9 protein-coding genes, 1 pseudogene and 1 riboswitch are annotated in these 17215 nt (G+C 69.9%); of the genes and pseudogenes, 6 read left to right on the forward strand and 4 right to left on the reverse strand.

The window, feature by feature from the left end; genetic code table 11:
• Positions 1-200 precede the first annotated feature (200 nt).
• Positions 201-1064, reverse strand: a complete 864-nt coding sequence (locus ACIO92_RS30395) for a bifunctional 5,10-methylenetetrahydrofolate dehydrogenase/5,10-methenyltetrahydrofolate cyclohydrolase (RefSeq protein ID WP_366443620.1) — start codon at positions 1062-1064, stop codon at positions 201-203.
• Between the two features lie 27 nt (positions 1065-1091).
• A riboswitch (ZMP/ZTP riboswitch) is annotated at positions 1092-1198 on the reverse strand.
• A 598-nt stretch (positions 1199-1796) separates the two neighbouring features.
• On the opposite strand from ACIO92_RS30395, the gene ACIO92_RS30400 reads away from it, so the two are divergent.
• Both ACIO92_RS30400 and ACIO92_RS30405 read left to right on the forward strand, forming a co-directional pair.
• Positions 1797-3206: a GAF domain-containing protein gene (locus ACIO92_RS30400; protein WP_402283546.1), complete on the forward strand. Its 1410-nt coding sequence runs from the start codon at positions 1797-1799 to the stop codon at positions 3204-3206.
• Between the two features lie 44 nt (positions 3207-3250).
• On the forward strand, positions 3251-4774 hold the full coding sequence (locus tag ACIO92_RS30405) for an aldehyde dehydrogenase family protein (protein WP_402059998.1): 1524 nt from the start codon (positions 3251-3253) through the stop codon (positions 4772-4774).
• Between the two features lie 171 nt (positions 4775-4945).
• Here the strand turns inward: ACIO92_RS30405 and ACIO92_RS30410 are convergent, their stop codons facing one another.
• Positions 4946-5329: a hypothetical protein gene (locus ACIO92_RS30410; protein ID WP_402283544.1), complete on the reverse strand. Its 384-nt coding sequence runs from the start codon at positions 5327-5329 to the stop codon at positions 4946-4948.
• Between the two features lie 284 nt (positions 5330-5613).
• Between ACIO92_RS30410 and ACIO92_RS30415 the strand changes: the two genes are divergently transcribed.
• Both ACIO92_RS30415 and ACIO92_RS30420 read left to right on the forward strand, forming a co-directional pair.
• Complete coding sequence (locus tag ACIO92_RS30415) at positions 5614-5874, forward strand: DUF6801 domain-containing protein (RefSeq protein ID WP_402059992.1); 261 nt, start codon at positions 5614-5616, stop codon at positions 5872-5874.
• Positions 5875-6354: 480 nt separating this feature from the next.
• Complete coding sequence (locus tag ACIO92_RS30420; protein WP_402060146.1) at positions 6355-7206, forward strand: IS5 family transposase; 852 nt, start codon at positions 6355-6357, stop codon at positions 7204-7206.
• 64 nt (positions 7207-7270) lie between these two features.
• Here the strand turns inward: ACIO92_RS30420 and ACIO92_RS30425 are convergent, their stop codons facing one another.
• A complete protein-coding gene (locus ACIO92_RS30425) occupies positions 7271-7543 on the reverse strand; it encodes a YrhB domain-containing protein (protein ID WP_401243329.1) in 273 nt (90 codons plus the stop codon).
• Between the two features lie 58 nt (positions 7544-7601).
• On the opposite strand from ACIO92_RS30425, the pseudogene ACIO92_RS30430 reads away from it, so the two are divergent.
• A pseudogene (locus ACIO92_RS30430) lies at positions 7602-8370 on the forward strand (transposase).
• Between the two features lie 50 nt (positions 8371-8420).
• On the opposite strand, the gene ACIO92_RS30435 reads toward ACIO92_RS30430, so the two are convergent.
• Positions 8421-8933 carry a hypothetical protein gene (locus ACIO92_RS30435; RefSeq protein ID WP_401243324.1) on the reverse strand — a complete coding sequence of 171 codons (513 nt, stop codon included), beginning with the start codon at positions 8931-8933 and terminating at the stop codon, positions 8421-8423.
• Between the two features lie 391 nt (positions 8934-9324).
• Here ACIO92_RS30435 and ACIO92_RS30440 point away from each other — a divergent pair, with 391 nt between their 5' ends.
• Positions 9325-16719: a LamG-like jellyroll fold domain-containing protein gene (locus ACIO92_RS30440; protein ID WP_402283541.1), complete on the forward strand. Its 7395-nt coding sequence runs from the start codon at positions 9325-9327 to the stop codon at positions 16717-16719.
• Positions 16720-17215 lie beyond the last annotated feature (496 nt).

A 17215-nucleotide genomic window follows, 5' to 3' on the forward strand; every position in this document is an offset into this window, starting at 1 on the left:
CTCGGGCGCGGTCGGCTCGTGGTCCGGTGACGGCGTGGCGGGCGGCGGCGTGGCGGGCGGCGGGTGGGACACGCCGTCCAGGTTCGCCCGTCGGCGGCCTCGCGGCCACCCCTTTTCGGCCACCGCACCGTGCGCGTACAGAACCGTGACAATCGCCGACCGCGCCCCGGCCCACCGCCTCCCCGGCGCCCGCCCCGCCATCACCCGGCCTGCGGACCCAGCTGACGCTCCGCGCCCTCGACCGTCTGGGCGAGGAGCACGGCGATGGTCATCGGGCCGACACCGCCGGGGACCGGGGTGATCAGAGAGGCGCGCTCGGCGGCCGAGGCGAATTCGACGTCGCCGATGTTGCCCGGGTTGTACCCGGCGTCCACGACGACGGCGCCGGGCTTGATGTCGGCGCCCTTGATGAAGTGGGGCCGTCCGACGGCGGCCACGAGGATGTCGGCCTCGCGGACCACGGAGGAGAGGTCCTCGGTACGGGAGTGGCAGTAGGTCACGGTGGCGTCCCGGCCGAGGAGGAGCAGTCCGGCGGGCTTGCCGAGGATCGCGCTGCGGCCGACCACGACGGCCCGCTTGCCGCGCGGGTCGACGTCGTAGGCGTCGAGGAGGCGCATGATGCCGCCCGGCGTACAGGAGACGAAGCCCGGCAGGCCGAAGCCCATGGCCGCGAAGGACGCCATGGTCACACCGTCGACGTCCTTCTCCGGGGCGATCGCCTCGAAGGCGGCGCGTTCGTCGATGTGCGGGCCGACGGGGTGCTGGAGGAGGATGCCGTGGACCTCGGGGTCGGCGGAGAGCGCGCTGATCGCGGCGACGAGCTCCTCGGTCGTCGTGGCGGCGGGCAGTTCGATGTGCCGGGAGCGGATTCCGGCCTTGGCGCACCGGTTCTGCTTCATCTTCACGTACGTCACGGAGGCCGGGTCCGCGCCGACGAGGACCGTCGCGAGACAGGGGGTGACGCCGGTGCGGCGGGTGATCTCGGCGGCGCGGGCGGCGGTCTCCTCGACCGTGCGGCGAGCGAGGGCCGTACCGTCCATGAGGGCGGCGGTGCTGGTGGACATGGCAACTCCTGGGCGTCGTGTCTGACGGTGGTTCGCCCAGGCGCACGGCATCGGACGGGCGCCGCGCCGGGCGCGGTCCCGCCGGGCCGCTCCCCGGTGGTGATCCACCTCAAGCGCCAGTCACGGCCCGGCCCCACTGTACGTGAGCATGACGGAGAGGGGCCGGGGGCGGGTGGTGGAGCAGCGGGATGCCACAGGGGCCTCGGGACGGAATCGGACATGGAGTCGCCCGGGGCCAGGTGGGCCCGGCCCCGGGCGGCCGGTCCCGTACGGCGCGCCGCCCCGCGAAGCCCGCCGCGCGGGCGGGCGTCGGCCTCGGTGAGCCGTCTCCTACGGGCCGGGCGAGCCGGGCGCCCCGTACGAGCCGAACGGCCTTCGGTGCTGCGGGGATTCCGCACGGGCGACGGCGGGAGGACGGCGAGTGGGAGGACCGTGGGCAGGGGAACCGTTCCTGCGTGGTCCGTGCTGTTCCGGCCGACTCACGAACGGGTCCCGGTCGGACTTCCGGCGGACTCCCGGCGGACTCCGGGGCAGCTGCCGACCGGCTCACGGTCGGCTCTCGACCGGCTCACGGTCGGTGCCAGGTCAGCGCCCGGCCGACTCCTGTTCGACTCCCGGAGGAGGCCCCTCCGCCCCACCCGTCACACCACTCCCTCCGCAAGGGCGAGTCCCGGACACGCGCCCATCGCCTGGCCGCCGAGAAGCTTGTCGGCGGCTCGCACCCGCACGACGATGAGCGCGACGGGCCGGGACGACCTCGACGAGGAGGCCGAGTTGGGCGGTATGCGGATGGCAGGGCGGGCGGACACGGTGACGGGGCGGGAGCCGGGCGCCGGAGGCCCGGACCCGGGGACTCCCCGCTCCGGGGACCGCCCACCCCCCGCTCCCGACGGCACACCCCCGGATTCCGAGAGCCTCCCACCCGTCACCGGGACCGCCGGAGCGGGTGCCCGGAAGGTGCGTCCCCTGGTCGCCGCCTCGTGGCGGCGTTCGGCACGCGCGCGCGTGAGCCCTGACGGGGCCGCGCGGGTCGAACTGGACGGGGACGAGCTGGCGGCGCACCGGGACGCGCATCCGCTGGCCGCCGCGATGCCGGTGGTCCGTGAGCTGATGGGCGCGTACGCGGCGGACGGCGAGCACTTGGTGGCGGTCTGCGACGCGGCCGGGCGGATGCTGTGGGTCGAGGGGCATCCCTCCGCGCTGCGCCGGGCGCGGCGGATGAACTTCGTGGCCGGGGCCCGCTGGTCGGAGGCTGCGGTGGGGACGAACGCGCCCGGCACCGCGCTCGCCGTGGACCGGCCCGTGCAGGTGGTCGCCGCCGAGCACTTCCGGCATCCGGTGCGCGCGTGGACCTGCGCCGCCGCCCCGGTGCACGATCCGCACAGCGGCCGGGTGCTCGGCGCGATCGACATCACGGGCGGCAGCGGGCTCGCGCACCCGCACAGCCTGGGCTTCGTCCAGGCGGTGGCGCGGGCGGCGGAATCACACCTGGCCCTCGCGGGACCCGCCCCCGAGCCGGGACGGCTGCGTCTGACGGCACTCGGCCGGGACGAGGCCGTGCTGTCGGTCGACGGGCGCCGGACGAGGCTGAGCAGACGGCACAGCGAGATCGTGGTGGTCCTCGCGCACCGCGCGGAGGGGGTGGGCGGCGAGGAACTCCTCACGCTGCTCTACGAGGACGAGTCGGTGACCCCGGTGACGCTGCGGGCGGAGCTGTCCCGGCTGCGTTCCGTCCTGGGTCCGGAGGTGCTGCGCTCGCGTCCGTACCGGCTGGCGGGCACGGTGGACGCCGACTTCGCGGCGGTGGACCGGCGACTGGCCTCGGGGGCCGTGGCGGCGGCGGCCGGAGGGTACGCGGGTCCGCTGCTGCCGGGCTCCCGCGCCCCCGGGGTGGTACGGCTCCGGGAACGCCTCGCGGGCCGTGTGCGGGCGGCGCTGGTGGGCCGGGGCGATCCGGGGCTGCTCGCCGACTGGGCGTACAGCGCGTGGGGCGAGGACGACGTGGTGGTCTGGCGGGCGCTCTGCGCGGCCGTACCGGCGGACCGGCTCGCCCCCGTGCGGGCCCGGCTCGACTCCCTGGAGGCCGAACTCACCTCGGGCGCAACCCTCTTGCAACGTCCTGGACCGCACACTCGCCGGTGAGCGCGGGCCAGGGACGGCCGGCGCCACCCAGGGAGGCCATGTTCATGACCCGTTACGCCGCTCCCGGCACCGAGGGCGCCCTCATGTCGTACGAGGCCCGCTACGACCACTGGATCGGCGGCGCGTACGTCGCCCCGGTGCGTGGCGGCTACTTCGAGAATCCGAGCCCCGTCGACGGCCGCCCCTTCACGGAGATCGCGCGCGGCACCGCGGAGGACGTGGACCTCGCCCTGGACGCGGCGCACGCGGCGGCCCCCGCGTGGGGGCGGACGGCCCCGGCGGATCGCGCCTCGGTGCTGCTGCGGATCGCGGACCGCATGGAGGCGAACCTGGAGGCGCTGGCCGTCGCGGAGACCTGGGACAACGGCAAGCCCGTCCGGGAGACGCTCGCCGCCGACATCCCGCTGGCGATCGACCACTTCCGCTACTTCGCGGGGGTGCTGCGGGCGCAGGAGGGCACGCTCAGCGAGCTCGACGACGACACCGTGGCGTACCACTTCCACGAGCCGCTGGGCGTGGTCGCGCAGATCATCCCCTGGAACTTCCCGATCCTGATGGCGGTCTGGAAGCTCGCTCCGGCGCTGGCGGCGGGCAACGCCGTGGTCCTCAAGCCGGCCGAACAGACCCCGGCGTCGGTGCACTTCTGGCTGGGTCTGGTCGCCGATCTGCTGCCGCCGGGCGTCCTGAACATCGTCAACGGCTTCGGCGAGGAGGCGGGCAAGCCGCTCGCGTCCTCCCCCAGGATCGCCAAGGTCGCGTTCACGGGCGAGACGGCGACCGGTCGGCTGATCATGGGGTACGCCTCCGAGAACCTGAAGCCGGTGACGCTGGAGCTGGGCGGCAAGTCGCCGAACATCTTCTTCGACGACGTGTGGGCGGCGGACGACGACTTCCGGGACAAGGCCCTGGAAGGCTTCACGATGTTCGCCCTGAACCAGGGCGAGGTCTGCACCTGCCCCTCGCGCGCGCTCGTCCAGCGCGGCCAGTACGGCGAGTTCATGGAGGCGGCGATCACCCGTACCGAACTCATCGTGCCGGGGCACCCCTTGGACACCGCGACGATGATCGGCGCCCAGGCGTCGGCGGAGCAGCTGCGGAAGATCGTGTCGTACCTGGAGATCGGCCAGAAGGAGGGTGCGAAGATCTTGACGGGTGGTCAGGTCATCGAATACGAGGGCGAATTGGCCGGTGGTTTCTACGTCCAGCCGACGATCTTCGAGGGCGACAACCGGATGCGGGTCTTCCAGGAGGAAATCTTCGGTCCGGTGGTGGCGGTGACCTCGTTCACGGACTTCGACGACGCGATCCGCACGGCGAACGACACCCTGTACGGCCTCGGCGCCGGCGTGTGGACCCGCGACACGAACACGGCCTACCGCGCGGGCCGCGCGATCCAGGCGGGCCGCGTGTGGACGAACTGCTACCACGCGTACCCGGCCCACGCGGCCTTCGGCGGCTACAAGCAGTCGGGCATCGGCCGCGAGAACCACCGCATGATGCTGGAGCACTACCAGCAGACGAAGAATCTGCTGGTGTCCTACTCCCCGAAGAAGCTGGGCTTCTTCTAGCGGCACGAAAGAAAGCGCCTGACCTGGGTTTTTCCCCGGATCAGGCGCCTTCTTGGGGCGCACGACCTTTCTCATGAAGGAGGGGAGAAATACCCCTCTTCTACCAGTTCATCCCATCCGTATCCCAGTCCTGACCAGTAGTTCCGGGCCATACGCGGGCCAGATCGCGGTTCAGCCCTCGGCGCTGCTGTCCTCGCTGCGCCGGCTCCACTCCTGCATCGACTCCTCGATGAGCCGGTTGGAATGCTCCTGAAGACCGTCCAGGAACTTGGCGTAGTACTGGAAGAGCACTTGGATGCTCTGGCCAGCCCGGCGCGCGCATTCGGCAGGATCCACGCCGGAGTGCAACCAGAACGAGATCCCGGCATGCCGGAGGTCATAGGGCCTCTTGGCGAGCAGCGTCGGCTGCTCATCGGGAGCCAAGACCTTCTTCCGGGCCCGCTCCCACGTCTTGCCATAGGCCGCTGCATCAACGTAGCCACCTGCCGCGTTACGGAACACTCGGCCATCGGGCGCCACACAGAAGCGATCGACGTGATCTCGCAATGTGCGCACGAACGACGGCGGTATCGGCACGGGACGCGTGGCCTTGACGGCTCACCGCTTCAAGGAATGCACTTCGTGGACCGAGCCATCGTCCGTCCACTCCTTGCCGACCGTGACGACACCTCCGCTCAAGTTGAGCATGCCCCAGCCGCTCTTCGGCAGATGACACTGTGAGATCTGCAGGTGATTGACCTCCGCCGGACGCATGGCCGCGTAGTACATGCAGCCGAAGAACGCCTCAAGGTGCGGGCCGCCTCAGGCTCGGCACCGCCATCGAGGCACCCGGGACCACCGTGCAGATCGCCGTTCCCCTCACGCTCCCGCGTACCGGGCTCCCGGCCGCCGGCACGCTCCTTGTGCACGCGACGGGCACGGCACCACCGCTCGCGTTCTCCAAGGCGGGAACCGGTCTGTGGAGCGTCAGCGAGGCATCTTTCCACTTCAGGCCCCAGCGGGCAGACGGATCTCCGGCCAGCATCGGGGGCTTCGACGCCGACGCCCTTCTCGGCACCGGCGAGCCGACTCTCCTGGGCGAGTTCACCATCGCCGGCTGACACCCCTGCACGCGCACCCGCCGCAGAGACACGGCCGGGGAACCGGATCCCACCGCTGCGACCCTCTCAACCAGCTAATGACCCAACACAGGCCCGAAGGGAAGCCTCCCACCTCGCTCCTCCAGGACCACTGGTCACAGGACCGGTTCGCCGAGACATCTGGGAAACCTACCCTGACTTCCCCGTCCGGGTCCTGAGCGAAGAGACCACCCAGTACCACCAACGAGGTCTGAACATCCCCCCACCGGGCCGCCGTCGGCCGCCCAGGGTGCCGACGCCGACGGCCCGGTGCCCCGATCACCGCCAAGGGAAGTCCTTGGTGTACCTATCCGGTATGCCACCCTCCACGGTCTCTTTCTGGAAGAACGAACGAGGGGCACGAAGGACGGCCTACCTTCCCCTAAGAGGGCATCTGATCTGGATAGCGGGTAGTTCAGGATGATTTTGTGACCGATGGCGTTGGTGGTCGTTGCGAGGTGTGTGAGTGAGCGTCGTCCGTACCGCAGTGATGTGTCCGATGCCCGTTGGGCCTTGATCGAGCCGGTCTTCGCCGTCTGGCGGGCCGGGCGAACGGGTCCCGGCACGGCGGCCCGGGTGCACGATCTGCGGGAGATCGTCAACGCCATCCTGTACATCAACCGCACCGGCATCCCGTGGGAGTACCTGCCGCACGACTTCCCGCCGTACAAGACCGTGTACGACTACTACGCGAAGTGGGAGGCGGACGGCACGACCGAACAGGTCCACGACCTGTTACGGGACAAGGCCCGCCGGGCCGGTGGCCGGAGGGCGGAACCGACTGCGGCCGTCGTGGATGCGCAGAGCGTCAAGACCTCGGGAAACGTCGCTGAGGCCAGCCAGGGCGTCGACGCCGGGAAGAAGATCAAAGGGCGCAAGCGGCATCTGATCACGGACACTCTCGGCCTGGTCCTGGCCGTCGTCGTCACCGCCGCGTCGGTGTCCGACACCACCGGCGGGAAGCTGCTGCTCGACGACCTGGCCGCAGCACACCCCACGGTGACCAAGGTCTGGGCCGACGGCGGCTACCAGAGCAACGCCCTCAACCACGGCGCCGGGCTGGGCATCGATGTGGAGGTGGTACAGCGGCCCCGGATGAAGGGCTTCGAGCCACTGCCGAAGCGGTGGGTGATCGAGCGGACCTTCGGCTGGCTGATGCAGCACCGCCGCCTCGCGCGGGACTACGAAGCACTGCCGCAGAGATCCCGGACGATGATCCACTGGGCGATGGCTAACAAAATGGCCCGCGAGCTGACGGGAGAATCCACTCCAACCTGGCGAATCGAAAAAGACATCTCACTCGCATCGGCATGAACAATGATCAGATGCCCTCTAAGGGCTGTCCCGTAACTGTGGTTGCGAGACAGCCGGGGACTCGTCAGGTGCTCGGGTGCCTCCACAGATGTCGCTCTTCCAGGTGCCCGAAGCGCACGTGGCCGTTTTCCAGGTCGACGAGGATGGGCCAGCAGTCCAACAGCTGCTCCCTCACATCGCGCGAGGCAAGGTACTGAGCCGAGTTGTAGGGCACGATCAGGAGGCCGTTGTTCTCACTGACGCGCCCTGTATCGATGGCGAGCGGCGGTTCACTGTCACGCTGGCTCTCGGCGAGGAACGCCATGGCGAGTTGCAGGGCATCGTCCGGCTTCATCATTGGTCTCCAGTCCGTCGGCTTGACGAAGGCACCCTAACGAGCCTGAGATGATCTTCGTGTGGCTGGTGTGATCACGGTGTCAGAGCCGTCCTGGATAACCCCCTTCACCGGGCTGAGCCCGCGCTGCTTCGGCAAGTTGGTGACCGTAGTGCGTCGCGAGATCGCAAAACGAGACACGGCGCGGGCGGCCGTGGGGCCTGCCCTTGGAGGACCGGGTACTGCTGGTCGCGACGTACTGGCGCACGAACCTTACCCTGCGCCAACTGGCCCCGCTGTTCGGGGTGTCCAAGTCGGCGGTGGACCGCATCATCGATCACCTTGGCCCCATGCTCGCCCTCCAGCCCCGCAAGCGGTTCGCCAAGGACACCGTGCTGATCGTGGACGGCACCCTGGTGCCCACCCGCGATCACGCCGTTGCCGAGCAGTCGAAGAACTACCGGTACTCCACCAACCACCAGGTCGTCATCGACGCCGACACCCGGCTCGTCGTGGTGATCGGCCGGCCCCTGCCCGGCAACCGCAACGACTGCAAGGCATGGGAAGAGTCCGGCGCCAAGGCCGCTGTCGGCAGGACCATGACCATCGCCGACGGCGGCTATCCGGGCACCGGGCTCGTGATGCCCCACCGGCGACGCAAGGGCGAGGAACTGCCCGACTGGAAGCAGGCCCACAACAAGTCCCACAAGCAGGTCCGCGCCCGCGTCGAACACGTCTTCGCCCGCATGAAGACCTGGAAGATCCTCCGCGACTGCCGCCTCAGAGGCGACGGCGTCCACCACGCCATGCTCGGTATCGCCCGCATGCACAACCTCGCCCTCGCCGGATAGACCACCCACCACACAGCGGCCCACCCTGCACGAGACCATCCAGACCCCATTTACGGGACAGCCCGCAGGCGATCGGCAACCGCGTGCACAGTGGTGGGATCACGCCGCTCTGGAAAGCAGCGGTTACCAGGGCCTTCATGCCCCCTCCCCTCGGGGACCGTCGACTCGCTCGGCTCAGTGCCCTCCCGCTTCATCATCAGGGACATGTTGAAAATGGTGATCTGTGTGTGGAGCAGCCCGGTCGGCACCGGGTGGCCGAGTCGCTGCGTGACGCCGTCCTGTAGGTCGGCGATGGTCGCCGCTTCCGGCATGACCTCGGCGATCGTATTCACGATGAAGTTGTACCGGGTGTGGATCAGATGCCGGTCTTGGAGGTGAACCTCCAGGGAGGTGCCGTACTCGTTGAGTCGTCCCCTCACCTCGAACCCGTCCTTCTCCAGGACGGCGCGCAGCCGGCCCCGTGGCTCTGGCTTGTCCATGGCGTACACCACGACCAGGCCGGTCCAGTTCTCCGTCCGCAGGCAGAACTCGTCGAGCTGCAACTGCGCGACGAGTTGGCTCACCCCGACCGCAGGCGTCGTTGAGATCTCCGGTGTGGACCGGGTCGACGGGAGGGCTTGAGTGTCGGCTATGCGCTGTGTGCGGGTGGGTGCTGACGGTAGCGGTGGTCTGCTGGTTTCCCAGGTGTGGGGGTGTGCGGCCTGATGGGGGCCTGTGCGGGGTGATCGTGTGGCGGTGGCGGGGAGGGGGGTATGCGCCATTCCGCAGCCGTTCGAAAGGCTTTGGCATTCTGTTCGATATCCGGTGGGAGTGGGGTGTGGTCTGCTGTGCCCCGGCCCTTTCTTTACCTCCTCTTTGCCGCCCCATGGCGCGGTCGGCTTCCCGTGCCCTGCGCTTGTCCACTCACCCGCCCCGCCTCTCGCACGAGGCGGTCTGTCCAAGGACGGATGGTTCATGAGCACCGCTGATCAGAGTCTGGTGAAGATCTACAGCGACCGTACGTACACCCACACCACGATGGTGCGTCATCAGGGGACGGTGATTGCGTTCGCGGTCGATGACGCGCGGAGGATCGTCTACACGGTTCTCGACCTGTCCTCGTACGACGAGAAGAAGGGGGAGCTGGACGTCGCGTACTGGTCGGAGAACCCGGCCGAGTTACCGTTCCCCACCGAGGTGGTGAAGGTCGGTTACGCGGTAGCGGGCGCGACCGCGATGCCGGTGGTGAAGAAGGGCGGCCGGACCGAGGCCGGGCCCGCCGACGTTCTGACGCCGGAGGAGACGGATCCGTTCCTGTCCTCCACGGGACGGCTGACCGCGCCCGGTGCGACGTTCCAGGTGATCTCCGACGGCTCGCACGTGGTAGTGCTGCGGCAGGCTGTCGCCCGGGATCACGCGGACGCGGTGTTCCCCCTCACCGACGGCTCCGGCTCCACCGGGGACGGCACCCGGGCGGATGTGCTGAAGACGGGTGCCACGCCGGTTCCGGTGGTGGACGGGACGCTGCTGTGCGACCGATTCCTGCTGGTCGGCGGCCGGCTGGAGCCGGTGTCGGAGGTCCGCTTCAAGCGGAGTCGGCACAAGACGCGACCGGCGTCGGCGAAGGACAGCCTCGGCCCCGCCGACATGGACGGCAAGGCGTTCTTCGAGCCCACCCAGGAGCTGGACCTGATCCGCAACCTGACCGGGGGCCGGTTCACCGCGGTCCTCACCCCCACCGCGGTGCAGGGCCGGCAGCGGTGGCAGTTCTTCGCCCACAACACGGTCACCGGCCGGATCGACGCGTTCAGCATCGAGCAGGACCCGGACGGGCTCTTCAACACCCAGGGCAGCCGCTACTGGACCAGCCCCGATCCGCGCTACCGGGGCTCGGTGTACGAGCGGGCGCCGGGGACCTGCCCGTTCACCAGCCTTCCGCTGGTTCCCGTCACCTCCGACGTCCCTCACCCCGAGACCGCGCTCCAGTTCAACGGCAGCAGCAACTACCTGAACATGGGGGCCGCGCCCGCGCTGAAGTTCCAGGGCCGCGCGTACGCGGTGGAGGCCTGGGTCAAACCGCAGGCGGCGGGCGGCCCGGTGCTCGCCCGCTGGTCCGGCGCCGCCGGCCAGGGCGGCTTCCAACTGCGCGTCACCGGCACCGGCCAGGTGGCACTCGACCACAGCGGCGGCACCCTCACCTCCCTCCAGAACATCCCGGCGGGCACCTGGGCACACATCGCCGCCTCCTTCGACGGCACCACCGCGACCCTCTATGTCAACGGAGAGTTCAGCGGCGACAAGGCACTCCCGAGCTCCGGCGACGGCAGTGCGCTCCTGCACATCGGGGCCAAGGCGGGCGGCCCCTACTACAGCGGTGTCATCGACGAGGTGCGGATCTGGAACCGGGCACGGGGTCAGAGCGAGATCGCCGACAGCAGCCGCTACCGGCTGATCGGCAATGAACCGGGCCTGGTCGCCTACTACCGCTTCGACGAGGCGGCCGGGACAAAGGCGTACGACCAGACCGATACCGCCGCCCACGCCAACCTGGACAACCCTCCGCAGTGGGTGACCTCCCAGGCCCCCGTCGGCGAACATCCCGGCGTGCGCCGCGACAGCTTCACCCTCACCGGCCGCACCCCGGTCGCGGGACTGTCCGCGACCCTCTACTACCAGCAGGAGAAGTCGGTCTCCGGCTACCTGGAGGATCCGCAGCCGGCCAAACGCCAGGCCCGCGTCCTGCTGGCGTTCCCCACCCGCCCGGACGGCGACACCACCGCCGAGCCCTGCATAGCGGCGCTCGACTTCGGCGTCGGACGCGACGGGCGGCTCGCCGACATCCCCGACGCGGTCACTCTCAGCGAGATCGGCCGGCCCGCGGAGGAGACCGCCGACAAGGTCGCCGCCCAGCAGGTCCTGGTCACCCGTCTCGAAGGGGAGGAAGAGGCCCTCGCGAGGAGCGTCACCGAGCTGGAGAGCCAGGAGACACAGCTCGCGGGCCAGCTGGCCCAGGCCGAGACGGACCCGCGGACCTGGTCGGCGGTCCTCAGGATCCAGCCCGGCAGCACCTGCCTGGAGGCCAGGCTGCCGAACACCCTGGTCGCCGGCTCCCGGCAGCGATGGCATCTGATGCCCTTCCCGGGAAGCAGCAACCCATCGGGATACCTAGAGGTGGCGCTCGTCTGCCTCGACCTCGGCAACCGGGTCCTGGAGGGTTCGAGGGAAGTCCACAGCCAGCATTACGAGCTGAGCCTGGCCCAGCGCACCCTCACCAGCCTGCCGACGGAGGCCCGCTGGCTCGCCTACCCGGACGGCACCGGCGGCTACACCCTCAGAAGCGCCCGCGGCTTCTATCTGAAGATCGGCAGCCAGACGGGACCCAACACGGTCTTCGCCCTGGAGAAGCTCGCGTTCGACCCCCTCGGGGTGTACACCGCCACGACCCAGCAGCTGGCCGACGTGCGCAACCTGCTCGCACTGCGGCGGGGGGAGCTCGCCGCGAAGCGGGCGGAGCTGAAAGCCGCGCAGGAGCTGCTGGCACTGATGAGCAGCAGTCTGCTGGGCGAGGCCAACCTGGTCCTGCCGATGCCGCACATCGGGCTGGACGCGACCGGTCTGGGCTGCGCGGGCGCGCTGCTGAAGTTCGCCCGGACGGACACGGCCCCGTTCCTGGCGGACAGTGCGGCCGGCCGCGTGGCGCTCTACTTCCGGGGAGTGAACCAGCAGTTCTTCGCCGCCTATCTGGACACCCTGGTGGAACGCGGGGCACGGCAGCACATCGTGGCCGGTCTGACGCTGCTGTTCACCGCCCGGGACCCTGCCATCGGTATGGACACGGCGGCGGTCACCATCACCGATCACACCGCGAACGGGACCGCTGTCGCCTCCCTGTGCAATGTGACGGTCACACGAGACACGGAGAGTGAGGTCTTCGCCGGGGTGCCGCGCCGGGCCGGAGACCTGGCAGCCGTACTCAACGGCCTGCCGGAGACCCCGGTCGAGATCGGCACCGTCGCGTCCGTGGCCCAGGGGCGGGTGACACTCGCCGCGGGCAGCTCGCTCGCGGTACCGGCCGCCGGATACCTGAGGATCGGCACCACCCGCCACCGGGTGACCGCCGCCGTGTCCCAGGGCGCCACCACGGTCGATGTCACCCCCGCTCCGGCCGCCGGCCTCCCGGCGGGGACCCCGGTGTCGCTGGTCCGCTACGACGCCGACCGCGCCACCGCGTCCCGCCCCGGGGCCTCCCTCGCGTACGGGTCCCGGCTGGTGACGGTGCACGCCGACGACGAAGGCCTGCCGGTGGCCAACGGCACCGCCACACCGAGGACGGCCGGACACGGTTCCCGCTGGCGAGCGGACTCACCGGGCCGTGCGTTCGTCTTCAACGGCACCGCGCACCGTCTCGCTCTGCCGGACGGCCTGCTCGACCAGGTCACCACCCCGGCCGGGGACCTGACCACCGAGGCGTGGACCAACCCGGGCAAGATCCCCAGCGCCCGCTCCCGGCTCCTCCATGTCAACCGCGGGCAGACCAGGGCGGCACTCGCCCTGGTCCCCGGAGATCCCGTTCCGGGCGGCATACTGCTGGACGGCAGCAACGACGCCATGCTGCTCAGCGGCGTCGACCCGGCCCAGACGGACTTCACCATCGAGTGCTGGCTCAAGCGCGCCACCGGCCGTAACGTCGTCGACACCATCGTGGCGAACGGCACCAACGGGCTGACGATCGGTTTCACCGCCGACGGGAAATTCAGCTTCGGCTTCGGCAGCGGCACCACCGCGCAGACCCTCGCCACTCCTACCGCCACCACCGACGGGGAGTGGCACCACTGGGCGGTCACCTTCGACCGCACCAGCAAGGTGCAGATCATCTACCGCGACGGCGCGGAGGTCGCCCGCCGCACCGCCACCGCGCTGCCCACCACCGGCTCGGGGACCATCGTGGGCCGCACCGACACCGGCACCACCGTCTTCTTCTCCGGCCGGCTCGCGGAACTGCGGACCTGGAACACGGCCCGGGCCGGCGCGGACATCGACGCGGACCGCTTCCGCCGCGTCACGGCCGGCGAGCCGGGACTCACCGGGGCCTGGATCTACGACAAGAACCGCCTCGGCACCCCGTTCGCCGACGCGCAGCTCCTGTTCGCCGACATCAGCGGCCAGAACCGGCACGGCGGGGTATGGGGCGACCCGGCGACGGCCGACTCCGCCCTCACCTCCTACCGCGTCCAAGCCGCCGTCGGCGACCGGGTCCGCGCCGGACGGGAAAGCTACCCCAGCGGGGAATGGGCCCATCTGGCGGCCGTGTTCGAGCAGTCCTGGGCCCTGCGGTTCAACGGCTCCGCGTGGGCCGAGACCCCCGACGCCGACCAGCTGGACATCGCCGGCGACCTCACCATCGAGGTCTTCGCGAAGATCGACGCCATCGGCACCCGGCAGGGCCTCATCTCCAAGGGACGGCTCGGCGACGGCACCGGCGGCACCGTCCCCTACCAGCTCACCGTCCTGGCGAACGGGAAACTGGAGTTCGCGTTCGAGGAGCCCGGCCCCGTCGTCAAACGCTTCACCTCCTCCACCGCCCTGACCGCCGGCTTCCACCGGATCGCGGTCGTCCGCCGCGCCGGCCGCACCACCCAGGAGATCAAGGGCAAGCGCAGATTCCCCATCACCAGCTCCTCCGGCACCACCACCGAGCAGGAACTCGACGTCATCGAGCGAGTGGACGTCGAGGAATGGCAGGACATCCAGTTCTTCGCCGACGGCACCGACTACGGCACCACCCGCTACACCGGCCCCGGCCCCCGGGGCAACGACGGCCCGCTGGAGATCGGCCGCGTCCAGGACGGCAGCACCCGCTATCCGCTGACCGGCACCGTGGGCGAAGTCCGGATCTGGGGCCGGGCCCGGGACACCGACTGGCTCGGCAACCCGGTCCAGCCCCGTGACGAAGCTCTCCTCGCCCGCTGGACCTTCGAGGAGAACGAGGGCAACAGCACCACCGACGCGGCCGGCGGGTTCGACCTCAAACTCCGCGGTGCCCGCTGGACCACCGACCCCGACCCGAAGGCATCCACCTTCACCATCTACCGCAACGGCCTCCCCATCCCCGCCGACATCCCCGCCACCAACCCCCTCACCGAATGGGGCGACGACCAGCTCACCCTCGCCGCCCTCAAGAAGGCCGGCACCTACAGCGACTTCTACGCCGGAGCCCTGGAGGAGGTGCGGCTGTGGCGTACCGCCCGCACCCCCGAGCAGATCCTCGACAGTCTCTTCACCCGCCTCAAGGGTGACAAACAGGACCTGCTCGCCTACTGGCCCTTCGACTCCGCCTCCACCACGGTCACCGCCGAAGCCGTCCGAGACCACTCCCTGCGCGGCAACCACCTCGACCTGGGCACCGACACCACCCGCCCCAAAACCACGCTGTCCACCGCCCCCGTCTCCACCGACACCGCCACCGTCCGCTCCGCCCTCGCCGGCGTCCGCACCCCCTTCCACGAGCTCATCTCCACCCCGCCCGCCGCCGCCGAGTACGCCGACGTCCAGTACTCCCCCACCGGTGAGACCACCGGTGTCCTCAAACGCGCCTACACCCACACCAGCGACGGCACCTGGCACCTGACCGCCGGCTACAAGGTCGGCGACCTGGTCAGCGAATGGGTCAGCCAGATCCAGTTCGACCCCCAGCTCGTCGGCTACATCGAAGGCGCACCCCCCGTCCCCTCCGAGAACCTCACCGGTACCACCCACGAACCCGAGGGCTGCTCCAGCGTCATCTTCCGCCAGGCCGAGGAAGTCACCTCCACCCTCTCCTCCGACACCGAGCGCAGCGTCAACACCGCCTTCAACATCGCCGCCGGACTCGACACCGACGCCCAGATCCTCATGATCACCGCACCCCTGGGCATCGGCACCGCCCAACCCCTCGCCAGCGTCAACATCAAGCTCCGCGCCGGCGGCAGCTTCGAGTTCTCCAACGCCTGGACCGACGAGACCACCGTCTCCCAGGGAACCACCACCGAACGCGACACCACCGCCACTCTCACCGGACACTGGGAAGACCCCACCAGGATCCTCAACACCGCCATCGGCCGCCGCTACATCCCCGCCAACACCGGCTTCGCCCTCGTCCAGTCCGAAACCGCCGACGTCTACGCCCTGCGCCTGGCCCACACCGGCGCACTCGTGGCGTACCGGATGCTGCCGAACCCGGACATCCCCAAGGACTGGAACATCATCGACTTCCCCCTCAACCCCCAGTACACCAAACAGGGCACCCTCGACGGCGCGGTCGGCTTCAACGACCAGGGCAAGGTCCCCGACCCGTCCTACCCGAACGCCCTCCAGCGCAGCGACTACAGCTACTTCAAGCCCCGCGAAGCGTACGCACTGAAGCGGCGCATCCTGCGCGAGCGCCAGCAGCTGGAGAGCTACTACGCGGGCGTCTCCACCGACACCGGGGACACCGACCCCACCGCGGAGCGGGCCAAGCGCCTCCTGGAGTCCTTCTCCGGACCGCTGCCCCCGTCACCGGACAAGAACCCTCCGGACCAGGCCACGGACGCCTTCGCCAACCGCAACATCGCCAACACCTACGTCTGGACCGCCGACGGCGGCTTCTTCGCCGAGAGCACCAGCACCGTCGACGTCGTCACCCAGACCACCGGCGGCTCCTACAGCCTCTCCGGCTCCGCCACCCTCTCCCTCGACATCGGCTTCGAGATCGCCGGAGTCGGCGCCGGCGTCCAGTTCGACGCCTCCATCGGCGGCGGCATGACCACCACCCGCCACAGCTCCAAGGAATCCACCCAGAGCCACACACTCGACGTCGTCTGCCACCCCAACGGCGACCTCCAGAAGTACAAGGCCGACGGCACCGCCGAGTACGACGTCGCCGGCAAACCGATCCTCGTCCCCGGCAAGGTCGACGCCTACCGCTTCATGACCTTCTACCTCGGCCAGGACAACACCCACTTCGACGACTTCTACAACAAGGTCGCCGACCCCACCTGGCTCGCCAACAGCAACGACGCCAACGCCGCAGCCCTGCGCCAGGCCCGCCAGAGCGACCGCAAACCCCCCTGCTGGCGCGTCCTCCACCGCGTCACCTACATCTCCCGCATCCTCCCCGCCATCCCCACCAGCACCACACCCCCACTCGACAAAGCCCTCCGCGACATCGACATCCCCAGCAACTACGAACTCATCCGACGCCTTGACCCCTACACCTCCACCGCCACCAGCTCACTCGCCGAACTCACCAACGCCACCCGAGCCGCCCTCACCACCCACCTCCCCCAGCTCCTCTCCCACACCACCGTGATCGCCCAGTTCCTCGCCGACTACTACGGCATCACCGACTGACAGCGAACACGCGACGCGATACCGCCCGGGTGACAGCACTCCAGCCACCCTGGGCGGTACCACGCACCACGGCATCCGGACCCGGCACCTCTGACACAAGCGGCCCGCCCAGCGCTGCCCCTGGCGCCGCCGGGGGCAACGTCCGCCTTCAAGGCCATCCAAGCCGCGACACCTCCGGCCCACAACGGGGCCGCACACCAAGGCGAGCGCCAGCCAGACGAGATCAACTGCAGACGTGTCCTCGACACCCGCCCCTTCATGGTCACGGGCGACGGTGGGCCGCGCTCGGGTCATGCGTCAGGGACGGCCACCTCCCAGGCGCGGGCTAGTAGTGCTTCGTTAGGTTCTTCGTCGGGTTCTGTTGCGGGGCAGGGGGCGGCCGCAGGTGGTGCAGGTGCCGATCCAGCACTGCAGCAGGTCCTGAAGGGTGTCGAGGACCTGGTAGAGGGTCAGGCCGGCGTGTGGGCTTTTGGGTCGAGGCGCCGCAGGGTGAGGA

Source organism: Streptomyces sp. NPDC087215, assembly GCF_044744885.1.
Classification (GTDB): domain Bacteria; phylum Actinomycetota; class Actinomycetes; order Streptomycetales; family Streptomycetaceae; genus Streptomyces.